The sequence below is a fragment of the Kitasatospora sp. NBC_01560 genome, assembly GCF_045208415.1.
In the GTDB taxonomy this organism is placed as follows: Bacteria; Actinomycetota; Actinomycetes; order Streptomycetales; family Streptomycetaceae; genus Kitasatospora.
Window position 1 is genome coordinate 1,648,942 of record NZ_CP109364.1, and the last position, 14,650, is coordinate 1,663,591.

10 protein-coding genes are annotated in these 14,650 nt (G+C 72.8%); 8 read left to right on the top strand and 2 right to left on the bottom strand.

Annotated features, from left to right (window positions below; all coding sequences use genetic code 11):
• Positions 1-125 precede the first annotated feature (125 nt).
• From OH807_RS06700 to OH807_RS06710, 3 genes are read left to right on the top strand one after another with little or no spacing between them, the layout of a single operon-like run.
• Positions 126-2,087 carry an aminotransferase class III-fold pyridoxal phosphate-dependent enzyme gene (locus OH807_RS06700; RefSeq protein ID WP_406195090.1) on the top strand — a complete coding sequence of 654 codons (1,962 nt, stop codon included), beginning with the start codon at positions 126-128 and terminating at the stop codon, positions 2,085-2,087.
• Positions 2,084-2,992 carry an inositol monophosphatase family protein gene (locus tag OH807_RS06705; protein ID WP_406195093.1) on the top strand — a complete coding sequence of 303 codons (909 nt, stop codon included), beginning with the start codon at positions 2,084-2,086 and terminating at the stop codon, positions 2,990-2,992. The genes OH807_RS06700 and OH807_RS06705 overlap by 4 nt, the downstream gene beginning before the upstream one ends.
• A 31-nt stretch (positions 2,993-3,023) precedes the next feature.
• Complete coding sequence (locus OH807_RS06710; protein ID WP_406195095.1) at positions 3,024-4,292, top strand: hypothetical protein; 1,269 nt, start codon at positions 3,024-3,026, stop codon at positions 4,290-4,292.
• Positions 4,293-4,326: 34 nt separating this feature from the next.
• Here OH807_RS06710 and OH807_RS06715 read toward each other — a convergent pair whose 3' ends face one another.
• Positions 4,327-5,142, bottom strand: coding sequence for an SDR family oxidoreductase (locus tag OH807_RS06715; RefSeq protein ID WP_406195097.1), 816 nt, complete (start codon positions 5,140-5,142; stop codon positions 4,327-4,329).
• A 132-nt stretch (positions 5,143-5,274) separates the two neighbouring features.
• Here OH807_RS06715 and OH807_RS06720 point away from each other — a divergent pair, with 132 nt between their 5' ends.
• From OH807_RS06720 to OH807_RS06730, 3 genes are read left to right on the top strand one after another with little or no spacing between them, the layout of a single operon-like run.
• The gene (locus OH807_RS06720; protein WP_406195099.1) at positions 5,275-6,318 is read left to right on the top strand and encodes a zinc-binding dehydrogenase; all 1,044 of its coding nucleotides are present in this window, start codon (positions 5,275-5,277) and stop codon (positions 6,316-6,318) included.
• Positions 6,315-8,513, top strand: a complete 2,199-nt coding sequence (locus OH807_RS06725; RefSeq protein WP_406195101.1) for a beta-galactosidase — start codon at positions 6,315-6,317, stop codon at positions 8,511-8,513. The genes OH807_RS06720 and OH807_RS06725 overlap by 4 nt, the downstream gene beginning before the upstream one ends.
• Positions 8,510-9,514: an ROK family protein gene (locus tag OH807_RS06730; RefSeq protein ID WP_406195103.1), complete on the top strand. Its 1,005-nt coding sequence runs from the start codon at positions 8,510-8,512 to the stop codon at positions 9,512-9,514. The genes OH807_RS06725 and OH807_RS06730 overlap by 4 nt, the downstream gene beginning before the upstream one ends.
• 6 nt (positions 9,515-9,520) lie before the next feature.
• Here OH807_RS06730 and OH807_RS06735 read toward each other — a convergent pair whose 3' ends face one another.
• Entirely contained in the window at positions 9,521-11,608 is a 2,088-nt protein-coding gene (locus OH807_RS06735; RefSeq protein ID WP_406195105.1) for a transglycosylase domain-containing protein, read from the bottom strand.
• Between the two features lie 785 nt (positions 11,609-12,393).
• Here OH807_RS06735 and OH807_RS06740 point away from each other — a divergent pair.
• Positions 12,394-13,197 (top strand): glycerophosphodiester phosphodiesterase, encoded by an 804-nt coding sequence (locus OH807_RS06740; protein WP_406195107.1) that lies wholly within the window; start codon positions 12,394-12,396, stop codon positions 13,195-13,197.
• Positions 13,194-14,573, top strand: coding sequence for an MFS transporter (locus OH807_RS06745; RefSeq protein ID WP_406195109.1), 1,380 nt, complete (start codon positions 13,194-13,196; stop codon positions 14,571-14,573). Before OH807_RS06740 ends, OH807_RS06745 begins: the two co-directional genes overlap by 4 nt.
• Positions 14,574-14,650 lie beyond the last annotated feature (77 nt).

Genomic DNA, 14,650 nt, shown 5'->3' on the forward strand with positions numbered 1-14,650 from the left:
GAGGGTGCGTCAACGAACCATGAATGGCGGGCCGGTACGAGTTCCGCAATGATGACACCTGGGCGTTTCAGCTCCGTGCACCACCTGGTGGCCGCACGGTGGGAGCGCGCCCGACGGAGGTGTACGTGAACGAAGTGCATGCTGTCCTCTTCGACTTCGACGGGACGCTGTGGGATCCGGAATCCGAGATATTCCGCGCCCATGCGGAGATCTTCCTGGAATCCGGCCATCAACTCCCGATGGACGTGTGGTCGTCGCTCGTCGGCACCATCGGGTTCGACCTGTGGACACACCTCGAACGGCTCACCGGGCGCACGGTGGACCGGCGGGAGGTGCAGGAGCGGGTCCGCTTCCGGCAGCAGGAGCTGCTCGGCGGCCTGTCGAGCCGACCCGGAGTGGAGCGGATCCTGCGGACGGTCGACGCGCTGGGAATCGCCCGCGGGATCGTCAGCAACTCGACCCGGGAATGGATTTCCCGATACGCCCGGCAATGCAACATCGCCGAAGGGTGGAGCACACTACAGTGCGCCGACGGAGACTGCACCAACGCGAAACCCGAACCGAACCTGTACGTCGCGGCACTCGCCTCCCTGGGAATTCCGGCCGGGCGGGCGGTGGCATTCGAGGATTCTCCGAGCGGTGTGCTCGCGGCGAAACGGGCCGGAATCCGATGCGTCGTCGTACCGAACTCGATGACCGCCTCGCTCGATCTCCACGAGGCGGATCTGCGTTTCGAATCGTTCGAGCAGATCGATCTGCCAGGAATTCTCGGAGGAAAACCGATGGAACACGTCAGCACTGCGGCACCGAGGCCGCCGACCGCACCGGACGTCGCCGGCGTCCTCCGGCACTACTACTACCTTCCGGACGAACTCCGGGTGGTCGGCGGCGAGGGCGTCCACCTCTACGCCGAGGACGGTCGGCGCTATCTCGACTGCTCCTCGGGGACGTTCAACCTGAGCCTGGGCTACGCCCACCCCGAGATCGTGGCCGTCGTCCGCGAACAGGCCGGCGAACTCATCCACGTCACCTCGAAGTTCCAGACCGGACCGCTGAACGCGCTGGTGTCGAAGCTGGCCGAGATATCCCCGCCGAACCTCACCCGGGTGCACCTGAAGTCGGCGAGCGGCTCCGACGCCAACGAGAGCGCCGTCAAGATCGCCCAGGTCCACACCGGGAACTCCGACGTGATCACGCTCTTCCGAGGGCACCTCGGCCAGACCCTCGGCATGATCGGTGCCTCCGGCGCCGCGTTCCGGCGCACGCCCTTCCCCTCGCACCTCCCCGGTGTCGTGCACGTCCCCGATCCGCACTGCCTGCGCTGCTTCTACGGGCAGGAGCGCGCCACCTGCGGCCTGCTCTGCGTGGACCGGATCAACGACTTCATCGACTACGCGAGCACCGGCCGGGTGGCCTGCGTGGTGCTGGAGCCGATCAGCGGCAACGGCGGCAACGTCGTCCCGCCCGACGGCTACCTCCAGGCGCTCAAGGACCTGTGCGAGGAACGCGGCATCGTCCTGGTCTTCGACGAGATCCAGACCGGGTTCGGCCGCACCGGCCGGATGTTCGCCGCGGACCACTTCGGCGTCGCCCCGCACATGATGACCTTCGGCAAGGGGCTCGGCGGCTCCGGGATGCCCATCGCCGGCATCCTGACGGAGGAGCGGCTGGCCGGCGTGGAGGGGCACCACATCAACTCGACCTTCGGTGGCAACGTCCTGGCCGCCGCGGCCGCCCTGAAGACGCTGGAGATCATCGGCCGCCCCGGGTTCCTGGAGAACGTGCGGGCCGTCGGTGCGCACGTGCTCGACCGGCTGCGCGACCTGGCCACGAAGGTGCCGTTCGTCCGCGAGGTCCGCGGAGTGGGGCTGATGATCGGCATCGACATCGTGGACCGGGAGGGCCGGCCCGACCCCCGGCTCACCAATCACCTGGCCGAACTCGGCATGGAGCACGGGCTCCTGCTGCGGACCTCGCTGTACGGACACGGCAACGTGCTGAAGGTCCGCCCGGCGCTGATCATGACCCGTCAGGAGGCGGACGAGATGTGCGATCTGCTGGAACGACTCTTCCTCTCGGTCTCATGAGGGGCCTCGTCCAGGAGCTGTCCGGACGGATCCGGGCGGCCGTCCGCGCCGGCCTGCACGACGTCGGCAGCCGCTACGTGGAGGGCACGGCGAAGGGGGGAGACGCCGAGTTCCCGGTCGACGTGCTCGCCGAGCGCGCCGCCTGGGACTTCCTGAAGGAGCGGGACGAGCCCGTCGCCGTCTACACCGAGAGCGAGGGGCTGCGCACGATCGGCCGCAGTCCCGCGTACGTCCTGATCATCGATCCGATCGACGGCACCCGCGGCGCCGCCGCCGACCTGGAGATGGCCTGCGTCTCCATCGCCGCGGCCCCCTTCGGCGAGGCCCCCGTCATCGGGGACATCCGGTACGCGATGCTCCAGGAGATCAAATCCGGGAACTGGCTCTACGCCGACACCGCAGGGGTAGGGATCGAGTCCGGCGGCTTTCCCGTCGCGGTGCCCCGGCTCTCGTCCGCCACCGACCTGGACCGGATGTTCTGGTCGCTGGAGTTCAACGGCCACCCGGCCGCGTTGATGACCGGTGCCTACGGCCACCTGATCGACGCCTCGGCCAACACCGGTGGTGTGTACGTGTTCAACAGCGCCTCCTTCTCCATCTCACGGATCATCACCGGGCAGATGGACGCCTACGTCGACATCGGCAACCGGCTGCTCCGCGACCGTCCCGCCACCGAGACGGACTTCCGCCGGGTCGGTCACGGGAGCATCCTCCACCTGTTCCCGTACGACATCGCCGCCTCGGTCTTCCTGGCGGAGCGGGCCGGGGTGACCATCACCGACGCCTACGGCAAGTCGCTGCACGACACCCTGCTGCTGGACATCGGGCCGCTCAACCAGCGGTCGTGCATCGCCGCCTGCACGGCGCAGTTGCACGCGGGACTGATCGACTCGATCCGCTGGTAGGCGGGCGGCGGAGCCCAGGGAGGAGACGCTCGTGGTCACCGATCGCCGGCACGAGCCGGCCGTGCCCGCCCACCCGGCGGCCGGCGGGTGGACCGACCGGACGGCCCTGGCGGCCGTCACGGAAACCCTCGGCCTCCGGGTCGCGTACGAGATCCTGGACGGAGGGTCCCCGGCCCGGGTCTACCGGGCCACCACCGCGGCCGGGGAGGACCTCGCGGTCAAGGTCCTGGTACCCGCGCGGGGCGCCGTGGACGGCCACGACCTGGTGTCCTTCCGCCGCAAGGTGCACCAGATCGAGCTGCTGCGCACCGTGGCACCGCGCCTGGCTGCGCACTACCTGCCGATCACGCACTCCCTCGACGGCGACGGGTGGTCGGCCTGTACGACGCCGTTCTACGACTCGGTGGACCTCGCGGCCCCGCTGCGGGAGTCGGCGCAGGGCACCCGGGAGTTCTTCGGACGGTACACGGCGGTCACCCGGGCCCTCGTCCTGGACGGGTACGCCGCGCAGTCCCACCCCGCCCCGGCCGGGTACGTGGCGGAGACCGTCGTGGGCCGGTTCCTGCGCCGGCTGCCGGCGCTGCGGGAGGCGCTGCCCGCCGACCTGCCGGCGGCCGGGCGGTTCGCGGTCAACGGCGTGCCGTGCGAGCACCCGCACGTCGTGCTGGAACGCCTGACGGACCGGCTGGCCCCGCTGGCGCCGCCCAGGTTGATGGCCCCGGCCCACGGGGACGCCAACACGCGCAACGTGCTGCTGTCCGCCCGCCCCGACGCGGCCGCGGTGGACTTCCGGCTCATCGATCCGCGCGGCTCCACCGAGCCGTGGGATCCGGTCTACGACCTGGCGAAGACGCTCTTCAGCCTCACCGTGTGGGATCCCGCGCTGCGGCTGGGCTTCTCGGTGCGCAGGTCGGGCCGGCCCGGCCGACGGGTGGGGTACGAGGTCGGGTTCCGGCAGCCGGCCTTTCCGGGCTACCGCGCGGCGATCCACCGGTTCCTGCCGCACCTGGAGTCCTGCGAGGGCCTGGCGGTCCTGTTCCGCGACGATCCCGGCTGGCTGCAGCGGCTGCTGCTCACCCACGACCTGCACGTCCTGGCGGAGGCGCCGTGCCGGCTCTCGGACCGCAAGCCCAAGCCCGACCTGCTGGGGAAGGACTCCGCTCCCGCGGAACTCGCGCTCGGCCACTACCTGCTCGGCACCCTGCTGATCAACGATCTCGCCGGGCAGCTCGACCGGGCCGGGCGCGTGGACGCCGGGAGCCACCTCGCCCTGGTGGCCGACCACCTCCCCGGTGGGTGACGTGGCAGCCCGCCCGCACGCCCGCGGCCGGCCGTCAGGTGCGCGGCAGGCCCGCCAGGTGGGCGAGCGCGGGGCCGAGCGCGGGGCCCAGCAGCGGGTGCCGGGTGCTGCGCAGCACCAGCCGCGGCGGGCGGCGGCAGCCGGCGCCGGCCTCCTGCCCACTGGTGGCCACCACCCGGGTGGGCAGGTCCAGGGCCTGCTGGACGCCGGACATCAACTCGAACCGGGTCACCACATCGCTGCCGCCGTAGTGCACGACACCCGTGCGGTCCCAGAGCCGGGCCAGCGCCGGGCCGAGGCTGGGCAGGTACACCGGGGCGCAGACCAGATCCGTGCGGGCGGTGGTCGTCGGCCCCGCCAGCCGCGCCAGGAAGCTGTTCGACCAGGGGCCGCGCCCGAAGACGAGGGGAATCCGCACGACCAGGTGGCCGCCCTCGGCGAGCAGCAGGTCCTCGGCCGCCACCTTGGTCCGTCCGTAGACGTTGACGGGGCGGCGCCGGTCCTCCTCGGTGTACTGGTGGCGGGTGCCGTCGAAGACGTTGTCGCTGGAGAGCAGGACCAGCTTCGCCGCGGTGCCGCGCACGGCGTCCAGCAGCACCTCGACGGGGCGGACGTTGAGACGGTGGGCCAGCTCCGGGTCGGCTTCCGCCGCCTCCAGGGGCACCAGACCGGCCGCGTGGACGACCAGGTCGAAGCCGTCGGCCACCAGTTCCGCGAGTCGGCGCTCGTCGCGCAGGTCCACCCGGACCAGCCCGGCGACCGGCCGGGTGGCGAAGGTGCCGACGACGTCGTGACGGTGCGTCAGGTACGTCCAGAGGCCGCCGCCCACGAACCCCGACGCGCCGAGCAACAGGATCCTCGACCGCGAGCTCGGAGGGAGGTCACACCCGCGCGACGGGAAGTGACCTCCGTCGGACTGCCGGAACAGGCTCATACCGGGGACTTTATGACACCGCTGACGAGACATCCGTGGGAGGCTGCGATGAAGGCCGTCGTGTTCGAGGACGTGGGCCTGGCGGGCCTCCACGACCGCGCCGTCCCCTCCTGCGACGCCGGCGACGTCCTGGTCGAGGTGGCCGCCACCGGCATCTGCGGCACGGACCGGGCGATCCTGCTGGGCGAGTTCCCGGCGCGGCGCGGTGTGGTGCTGGGGCACGAGGCGGTCGGCGCGGTCGCCGCGACCGGATCCGGCGTCAGCTCGGTGGCACCGGGTGACCGGGTGGTGATCAACCCGACGTACTACTGCGGCCGGTGCCGCCCCTGCCGCCGGGGGATGCCCGCACACTGCGCGGCGAAGGCGGGCCGGGAGGTCGGCGTCGACCGTGACGGGACGATGGCCGACTTCGCCGTCGTGCCCGAGCACTTCGTCCACCGGCTGCCCGCCTCGGTGTCCTACCGGCGGGGCGCCCTGGTGGAGCCGCTCGCCTGTGTACTGAACAACCTGAGGGCGGCTCGGCCGCGCTGGGACGACCAGGTGCTCGTGATCGGTGCCGGTCCCGTCGGCGCGCTGTGCGCGATGGTCCTGGCCCGGCGCGGCTCCCGGGTCGCGCTGGTCGAGCGCGACCCCGGGAGGGCGGAGATCGCCCGCCTGCTGCTGCCGCGGACGGTGCGGGTGCTGGCCCCGGAGGAGGCGGCCGGGCCGGGCCGCCCGGCGCCCGACGTCGTCGTCGACACCACGGGGTCGCTACCGGGTGACGTCCTGGGCACGGTGGCGGCCGGCGGCACGGTCGTGGTGATGGGCGAGCGGGAGGCCGGCGTCGCCACCGTCCGCCTGCGGCCCCTGGTGACCGGAGGGATCCGGCTGACGGGGGCGGGACCGTACCGGCCGGCGGACTTCGAGCTGGCGGTGGACCTCGCACGGGATCTACCGCTCGACGAACTGGTGACGCACGTGCTGCCGCTCGCACGGTACGCCGAGGCCCTGGCGCTGCTGGCGGTCGCACCGGACGGGCCGGGCCGGTCACCCGCCGGCGAATACCGCGCGATGAAGGTCCTGCTCGCCCCGGACGGGAGCCCCACCCCGTGAGCGCCGGACGAAGCGGTGCCCGTCCGGCGTTCGCGGACGGAACGCTCTGGCTGGACGGGCTCCCCCGCTTCCTCATCACCGGCGAGTACCCCTACTACCGGGACGACCCCGGGCGTTGGGCGGCCAAGCTGGGCGCCCTGCGCGACGCCGGCATCGAGGTGGTGACCTGCTACGTGCCCTGGCGGCACCACGAGATCACCCGGGACGGCGGCCGAAGCTGGTGCTTCGACCGCGACGGCAACCGCGACCTGGCCGCCTTCCTGGAGTTGATCGCGGCGGCCGGCCTGCTCGCGCTGCCGAAGCCGGGCCCCTACGTCCACGCCGAACTCCCCTTCGGCGGGCTGCCCGACCGGGTCAGCCCCACCCTCGATCCGGACCGGCACGCCGCCCGGTCGGCCGACGGCCGGCCACTGCCCTGCCGGCAGTTCGAGCTTCCGTCGGCACTGGACCCGAGGTTCCTCGCGGACGCGACGGGTTGGCTCCGCGCCGTCGGCCGCTTCGTCCGGCCCTTCGTGCATCCGCGGGGGCCGGTCGTCGCCGTCCAGATCGGCAACGAGGGGCACTACGGGGAGACGGCCCTGCCGATCGACGCACTCGACTACTCGCCGCCGGGCGCCGCCGCCTTCGCCCGGTTCGCGCCCGGCGTCGACGCCCCCGTGCGGACCGGCACCCCCGTGGAGACCGGCACCCCGCCCTCCCCGAACGGGCTGCTCTCCCTGGTCCGCTGGGGGGCGTGGTCGGCCGAGGCGCTCACCGCCGGGATGGCGGGGCTGGCCGAAGCGCTCGGGCCGGACATCCCCGTCCTCACCACGTACTCGCCGCCCGCCAGGGCCGACCGCGACCCCGGCCGGGCGGCCGGGCGGTACGACGCCTGGCTGGCGAGGAACAGGGTCGGCGCGCCCAGCGCACTGCCCCGCGCCTACACGAGCTGGACGGGCAACGTCCTGACGGACGACGAGGCGCTGGTGAACTACGTCCTGGCGGCCAAGGGCGGACGCGGCCCGAACATCGAGGAGAACTGGGGGCTCCGCTGGGCGGACCCGGGCTGTGCCTTCCCGGTGGTGCCGGTCCACCACACCCTGCTCGGCGTGGCGTGCGGCGCGACCGGCATCAGCGTCTACCCGGCCTGCGCCACCGCGGGCTGGGGCGACCACCTCGCGGTGGACCGCTCCCGGCCCGCCGGGGCGGCCGGTGACGCCGCCCGGTTCGATCCGCCCTACGGGGACGCCGCCCCGGTCCTGGTCGACGGCGGCCCCGGCCCGGCCTTCGCCACCCTGAGGGTGCTGACGCACTTCCTGGCCGGCCAACAGGAGGTGCTGGCCGTCTCCCGCCCGGAGCCCGGCGTGCGGTGGGGCGTCCATCCGGCGTACGCGGCAGTCGGTGCGTGGTGCCGGGAGACGGGCCGGCGCGGCAACGGGGACGGGGACGGACCGGTGCCCACGGCCGATCGGACCTTGCGGCCCTTCGTCGCCCACTGCCTGCGGCGCAACCTGCCGTTCCAGGTGGAGGAGCTGACCCACCGGACCGCACTCGGCACCGGCGCGGGGCCACTGGTCACGGTGTCGGCCCGCTTCATGGAGCGGGCCCTGCAACAGCGGCTCGCTCGGTTCGCCGAGCAGGGCGGGTCGCTGCTGCTCCTGGGGGAACTCCCCCACCTGGACGAGCACCTGCGCCCCTGCACCGAGCTGGCCGACGCCGTGCGGCGGTGCACCGCGCCACCGCGCGGGGCCGCCCGGGTGCGCGCGGTGGCCCTCGGCGGGCGGTCCGTCGGAGCGGCCGTCGAGGAGTGGCTCGGTGCGGACCCCGCTACGCCGCCGCGCGCCAGGCCGGGGGCGTGGCTCGAACTGCGAAGGACCGTCGCGGGCCCCGAGGACGCGCTCGTCTTCCTCTTCAACCGCTCCGGCGCACCCTTGCGGGCGCGCACCACCTGCGGGGAGCAGCTCGTCACCGTCGACCTCGTCGGGAGCGGCTGCGCCGCCCTGCGGGTGTCGCACGGACGGCTGGCGGCCTGCTACGTGAAGGGGCTGAACGAGCAGAGCGGCGCGGGGGCACCCGTCCATGTGCGGGTGGGCCACGACGTGTTGACCACCGACCGGCCGTGCGACCTCTCCGCCGTCCGCCGGCCGGGCGGCTTCGACCTGCGCACCGCCGGTGGGCGGGGCGAGGCCCGCATACACCTGCCGGAGGGGCCATGACGCCGTCGTCCTCGGCACCGCGTCCGGTCACCACGGCGGCCGAGGCCGTCGGCGTCGACGTCGGCGCCACGAAGATCGCGGCGGTGCGGGTGTCGGCCGACGGCACGGTCGTGGCGCGGGCCCGCCGTGCCACCCCGCGCGGCACCGCGCACACGCTCGTCGGTGCCGTCGGCGACCTCGTGACGCAGGTGCGCGGCGAGCGGGTCACCGCGGTCGGTGTCGGCCTGCCCGGCATGGTCGACGCCCGCACCGGAGCGCTGGCCTTCGGGCCCGGCCTGGCCTTCGCGCGGGCTCCGCTCCGCGCACTGATCGCGGAGGCGGTGGGGCTCCCGGTGGTGGCCGACAACGACGCGAACGCGGCCGCGTGGGCCGAGTACCGCCTCGGCGCGGGGCGCGGACACGACCACCTGGTGCTGGTGACCCTGGGCACGGGTCTGGGCTGCGGCGTGGTCGTCGCCGGCCGCCTGTTGCGCGGCTCGCACGGCTTCGCGGCCGAGGCCAGCCACCTGACGGTCGAACCCGGCGGGCCCCTGTGCGAGTGCGGCAACCGCGGGTGCTGGGGAGTGTCCGCGTCCGGCGCCACCATCGCGCGGCTCGGGCGACAGGCTGCGGCGGCGCGCCCGGCATCGCTGCTGGGCCGCCTGATCGACCGGGGCTCCCCCGACGCCGGAGAGGCCGTCACCGAGGCCGCCCGCGGCGGCGACCGGCAGGCCCTGGAGATCCTGGACCGGGTGGGAACGCTCACCGGCACCGGACTGGCCGCGCTGGCCAACCTGTTCGACCCGTCCGTTCTGATCGTCGGAGGCGGTCCGGTCTCCGCCGGGGAACTGCTGCTCGCACCCGCGCGCGCCTCGTTCGCCCGCCGGCTCCACTCACCCGGGGACCGCCCGCCCGTGCCCGTGCTGACGGCCCGGTTCGCCAACGACGCGGGCGCGATCGGCGCCGCCCTGCTGGCGCTCGACCGGCTCCCGGACGACGGCCGGCCCGGCCCGCGGCGGTGAGAGCTGTCAGCGCTGCGGGCCGGGCGGGGTGGAGGCCGGCGGGGCGCTACCGGTCTCGGTGGCGTTCGGGTCGGGCTTCGGCGCCGGGTCGGGGATGTCGGCCATCCGCAGGGGCTGCTTGGGTGCGCCGCGCAAGGCCTGGTTCATGGCGTCCCGCCAGATCGGCCCGGGGCCGTCGGCGCCGAACACCTCGCCGTGGTACTTCCCGTTGATGGTGATGTTGCGCATCTCGACTCCCCCGTTGGGGCCGCCGAGCCAGACGGCGGTGGCGAGCTGCGGGGTGTAGCCGCTGAACCACGCGGCCTTCTTCTGGTCCGAGGTGCCGGTCTTGCCGGCGATCTGCCGGTCACCCTCCAGGTTGAGCGCCGCGCCCGTCCCGTTCTCGGCGGTCACGCCGTTCAGGACAGTGTTCATCGCCTGCGCCGTGGAGGCGGAGAACGCCTGCTCGCAGTGGCCGGCCGGGGCGGGGACGTCCTTTCCGTCCACCGTGGTGATCCGGTTGATCGCGACCGGCGTGCAGGACTTGCCCTCGGCGGCGAAGGTCGCGTAGACGTTCGCCATCGTCAGCGGGCTCAGCTCCTCGACGCCCAGGGCCATCGCGGGGACCTCCTCCAGCGGCTTGCCACTGGCCTTGGCGGTGATGCCGAGCTTGTTGGCCATCTGCTTGACGGAGCAGAGCCCGATCTCCTGCTCCATCTGCACGAAGTACGTGTTGACCGAGAGGGCCATCGCCTTCTTCAGCTGGTAGGGGCCCTTCTCGCTCGCGGACTCGTTGGGCACCACCGTCTTGGGCTTGCCGGTGTTCTTCCACGTGCCCGCGCAGGTCTTCATCGTCGGGTACTCCAGCTTGTTCGGCGCCGAGTACTCCCGGGTCGCCGGCACGCCCTCCTCCAGCGCCGCGGCCGCGACGACCGGCTTGAAGGTGGAGCCTGGCTGGAAGCCGTTGCCGCCGCCCATCGCCTGGTCGACGTTGAGGTTGACCACGGTCTGGTTGTGGTCCTTGTCCAGCCCGTAGGGGCGGGTCTGGGCCATCGCCAGGATCTTCCCGGTGCCCGGTTCGATCATGGTGGCGGCGGCGGAGACGCTGTCCGTGACGCGCACGTTGCCGCTCACCGCCTTCTGGGCGGCGTCCTGCTTGTCCGGGTCGAGGGTGGTCTGGATGTTCAGGCCGCCCTGGTCCCAGAACTTCTTCCGCTCGGCGGCGGTCGCGCCGAAGGCAGGGTCCTGCTTGACCACGTGGCGGACGTAGTCGCAGAAGAAGCCCATGCCCGCCTTGGCGGTGATGCAGCCGTTCTGCGGCTCCCGGTAGTTCAGGCCCAGCGGGGCGGCCTTGGCCTCCCTGGCCTGGTCCGCGGTGATGTGCTTGTTCTCCAGCAGCTTGTCGATGACGGTGTCGCGGCGGGTCTGCGCGGCCTGCGGGTGGAGCTTGGGGTCGTAGGCCGACGGGTTCTGCACCAGCCCGGCGAGGGTGGCGGCCTCGGCGACGGTGAGGTCCTTGTTGCTCTTGCCGAAGTAGCGCTGGGAGGCCGCCTCCACGCCGTAGGCGCCGTTGCCGTAGTACGTGATGTTCAGGTAGTTGGTGAGGATCTGGTCCTTCGTCAGCTCGCCCTCCAGCTTGATCGCGACCTTCAGCTCCTGGATCTTGCGGCCGAGGGTCTTGCGCTGGGCCTCGCGGACGGCGGCCAGGTCGTCGCCGGCGTTCTCCACGTTGACGTTCTTGACGTACTGCTGGGTCAGGGTGGACGCGCCCTGCGAGGCGGTGCCGCTCTCCGCGTTCTTGCCGAGCGCCCGCAGCACGCCCTTGAGGTCGACGGCGCCGTGCTCGTAGAAGCGGGCGTCCTCGATGTCGACCTGCGCCTGCCGCATCAGGGGGGACATCTGCTCGGGGGTGAGGACGGTGCGGTCGCGCTCGTAGACCTTGGCGATCAGCGCGCCCTTGGCGTCGAAGATCTGCGTGGCCTGGGTGAGCGGCGGTGTCCTGAAGTCGGCCGGAATGTCGTCGAAGCCCTCCACCGTGCCCTTGGCGGTCAGCCCGAGCGCCCCGGCGGCGGGGAGCGCGAGGCCGGCGAGCAACGCACCGGACACCACGCTCACCCCCAGGAAGGTCGCACCGTGGCGGACCGGCCGGAGCCGAGAATTACGGGACGGCGGGGCATCCGCCGCGTCGGCTGAATTCCATATCGGCGGGAGATTCGATTCCATGGCGAAATGCTAGCCCGTACGAACGGACATTCGGGCGCCTGGCCGCGCAGGGCTGTCACAGCCTTGCAACAGAGCCGGAAGGTTGCCCTGCAAGGGCGAATCGTATACGGATCGTATGCGCGCGGGGAATTCACACCCAGTCCATGAACCCATTTCCCTGACGCGCTGGGGAACCGCGCGAAATCCGCCGGAGAATCCGCGGAGGAATCCGCCGGCGAGACCTGTCGGGGGATCCGCCGAGGACATCGGCCGCCGGTGCGTTCGGGCCGGCGCCGGCTGCGCAGCTGCGCGCCCGCGGCTTCGCGTACGCCCCCTCCCCTCCCCCTTCACGCCCCTGACACCACTTGGATGCCCCGAGTCGGGCGAAAGGTTGCACACGCCCACCGATCGTGCCCGATCCGGCCATCGGTCCGACCGCTGTGCCCAGCGGGGTACTCGACGCTGTGCCCGACGGGGTGCTCAACGCTGTGCCCGACGGGGTGCTCGACGGGGCGCTCGACGGGGCGCTCGCCCGCCCGTAGACGCGGCCGGCCATCGACAGCCCGCCCACGGCAGCACCGAGCGTTACTGCTTGACAGGGCGCGTAATAATGTAACGCGCGCCACCCGGAGGCGCCGTCGGAGCGGGCAGCGCCTCGCGGGCCGGCGGATCCCTCCCCCTGCAGCTCGGAGCACGACATGCACCCCTTCCTCGACCAGCCGGGGCCGCTCGCCTTCGCGCACCGGGGCGGTGAACTCGGCCACCCGGAGAACTCGCTCGCCGCCTTCGCCGCCGCGGTGGCCCTCGGGTACCGCTACCTCGAAACGGACGTCCACGCCACGAGCGACGGCGTGCTGGTGGCCTTCCACGACTCGCGCCTCGACCGGGTCACCGACCGCACCGGGGCGGTGGCCGAACTGCCCTGGGCCACCGTCCGGCAGGCCCGGATCGGCGGCACCGAGCCGGTGCCGCTGCTGGAGGAACTGCTCGACGCGTTCCCGGCGGCCCGCTTCAACATCGACGTCAAGGCCGCCCCGGCCGTCGGACCGCTGGTCGAGGCCGTCCGCCGGACGAACGCCTGGGACCGGGTCTGCGTCGGCGGCTTCTCCGACAGCCGCCTCGCGGCCGTCCGCGCCGCCGCCGGCCCCCGGCTGGCCACCTCGCTCGGCCCGCGCGAGGTGGCCCGGCTGCGGCTGCGCTCGCTGGCCGGACCGCTGCTGCGGGGGCGCGGGGCGCCGTTCGCCGGGGTGTGCGCGCAGGTGCCGGAGCGTCACCGGGGCGTCCCGGTCGTCGACCGGGCCTTCGTCCGCGCCGCCCACCGCCTCGGCCTGCCGGTGCACGTCTGGACCGTGGACGATCCCACCCGGATCCGGGCTCTCCTCGACCTCGGTGTGGATGGCATCATGGCCGATCGCATCGACGTCCTGCGGGACGTCCTCGGCGAGCGCGGCTGCTGGACCGACAGCAGCACCGGCTCCGACACCGTGGCAGGAGCCTCATGACCACCACCGCCCACCCGCCGGACCACCTGGCGGGCACCACCGACGACCGCGCCCTGCGCCGGATGCAGTTCGGCTGGTACATCAACGACTGGGCGAACGCCGCCTTCTCCGCCACCGTCCTGACGGTGTTCCTCGGGCCGTACCTGACGTCGATCGCCAAGGACGCCGCCGACCCGGCCGGCAATGTGCACCCGCTCGGCCTCTCGGTCCGCGCGGGGTCGTTCTTCCCGTACACGGTCTCCTTCTCCGTGCTGCTCTCGGTCGCGGTGATGCTGCTGACCGGGACGATCGCGGACCGCACCGGGCGGCACAAGGAGCTGATGTGCGGCTTCGCCTACGTCGGCGCGACCGCCACGATGGGGATGTTCTTCCTCGGCGGCGACCGCTACCTCCTCGGCGGCGCACTGCTGGTGGTCGCGAACATCGCCTACGCGGTGTCGGTCGCGCTCTCCTACGCCTACCTGCCGGGTCTGGCCGCCCCCGACGAGCGCGACGCCGTCTCCTCCAAGGGCTGGGCGTACGGGTACGCGGGCGGCGGCCTGCTGCTGATCGCCAACCTGGCGCTGTTCGAGGGCCACGACGCACTCGGCGTCTCCTCCGGCACGGCCGTGCGGATCTGCCTGGCCTCGGCCGGCCTCTGGTGGGCGCTGTTCACCATAGTCCCGCTGCTGCGGCTGCCCTCCCGGGCCGGGGTGGCACCCGAACGCGCCGCGGCCGAGCCGGGCCGGCCCACCACCAGCAGCCTGCGCGAACTCGCCCGCACCCTGCGCGGCATGCGCCAGTACCCGCTCACGCTGCTCTACCTGGGCGCCTTCCTCTGCTACAACGACGGCATCCAGACCGTCGTCTCGCAGGCCTCGCTCTTCGGCAGCGAGGAGCTCGGCATGGACCAGACCTCGCTGGTCGCCGCCGTGCTCATGGTCCAGATCGTCGCGATCGGCGGCGCGCTGCTGCTCGGCCGGATCGCCCGCCGGTACGGCGCCAAGCGGACCGTCCTCGGCTCACTGGTCGGCTGGGTGATCACCCTCGCCCTCGGGTACCTGATGCCCGCCCACCAGCCCGTCTGGTTCTTCGCCCTGGCCTGCATGATCGGCCTGGTACTGGGCGGCAGCCAGGCGCTCTCCCGCTCGCTGTTCTCCCACCTCATCCCGGCCGGCCGGGAGGCCGAGTACTTCAGCCTCTACAAGGTCAGCGACCGTGGCACCAGCTGGATGGGCCCGCTGGTCTTCGGCCTCGCCTACCAGATCACCGGCAGCTACCGCTCGGCGATCATCTCCCTGCTGGTGTTCTTCGTGATCGGCTTCGCCCTGCTGACGAAGGTGCCGCTGCGCCGCGCCATCGAGGCCGTCGGCAACCCCGTCCCCGAACGCCTGTAGCGCCCTTCGCCCACGACAGCGAGCACCACGAGCGGCTGCACCGTCCCCTCCGGCGGTGCAGCCGATTGTTTTTGACG

Bases quoted from the DNA above. Each gene is read 5' to 3' on its own strand.
- OH807_RS06705 (WP_406195093.1), top strand. From the start codon at position 2,084: ATGAGGGGCCTCGTCCAGGAGCTGTCCGGACGGATCCGGGCGGCCGTC.
- OH807_RS06720 (WP_406195099.1), top strand. From the start codon at position 5,275: ATGAAGGCCGTCGTGTTCGAGGACGTGGGCCTGGCGGGCCTCCACGAC.
- OH807_RS06730 (WP_406195103.1), top strand. From the start codon at position 8,510: ATGACGCCGTCGTCCTCGGCACCGCGTCCGGTCACCACGGCGGCCGAG.
- OH807_RS06740 (WP_406195107.1), top strand. From the start codon at position 12,394: ATGCACCCCTTCCTCGACCAGCCGGGGCCGCTCGCCTTCGCGCACCGG.
- OH807_RS06745 (WP_406195109.1), top strand. From the start codon at position 13,194: ATGACCACCACCGCCCACCCGCCGGACCACCTGGCGGGCACCACCGAC.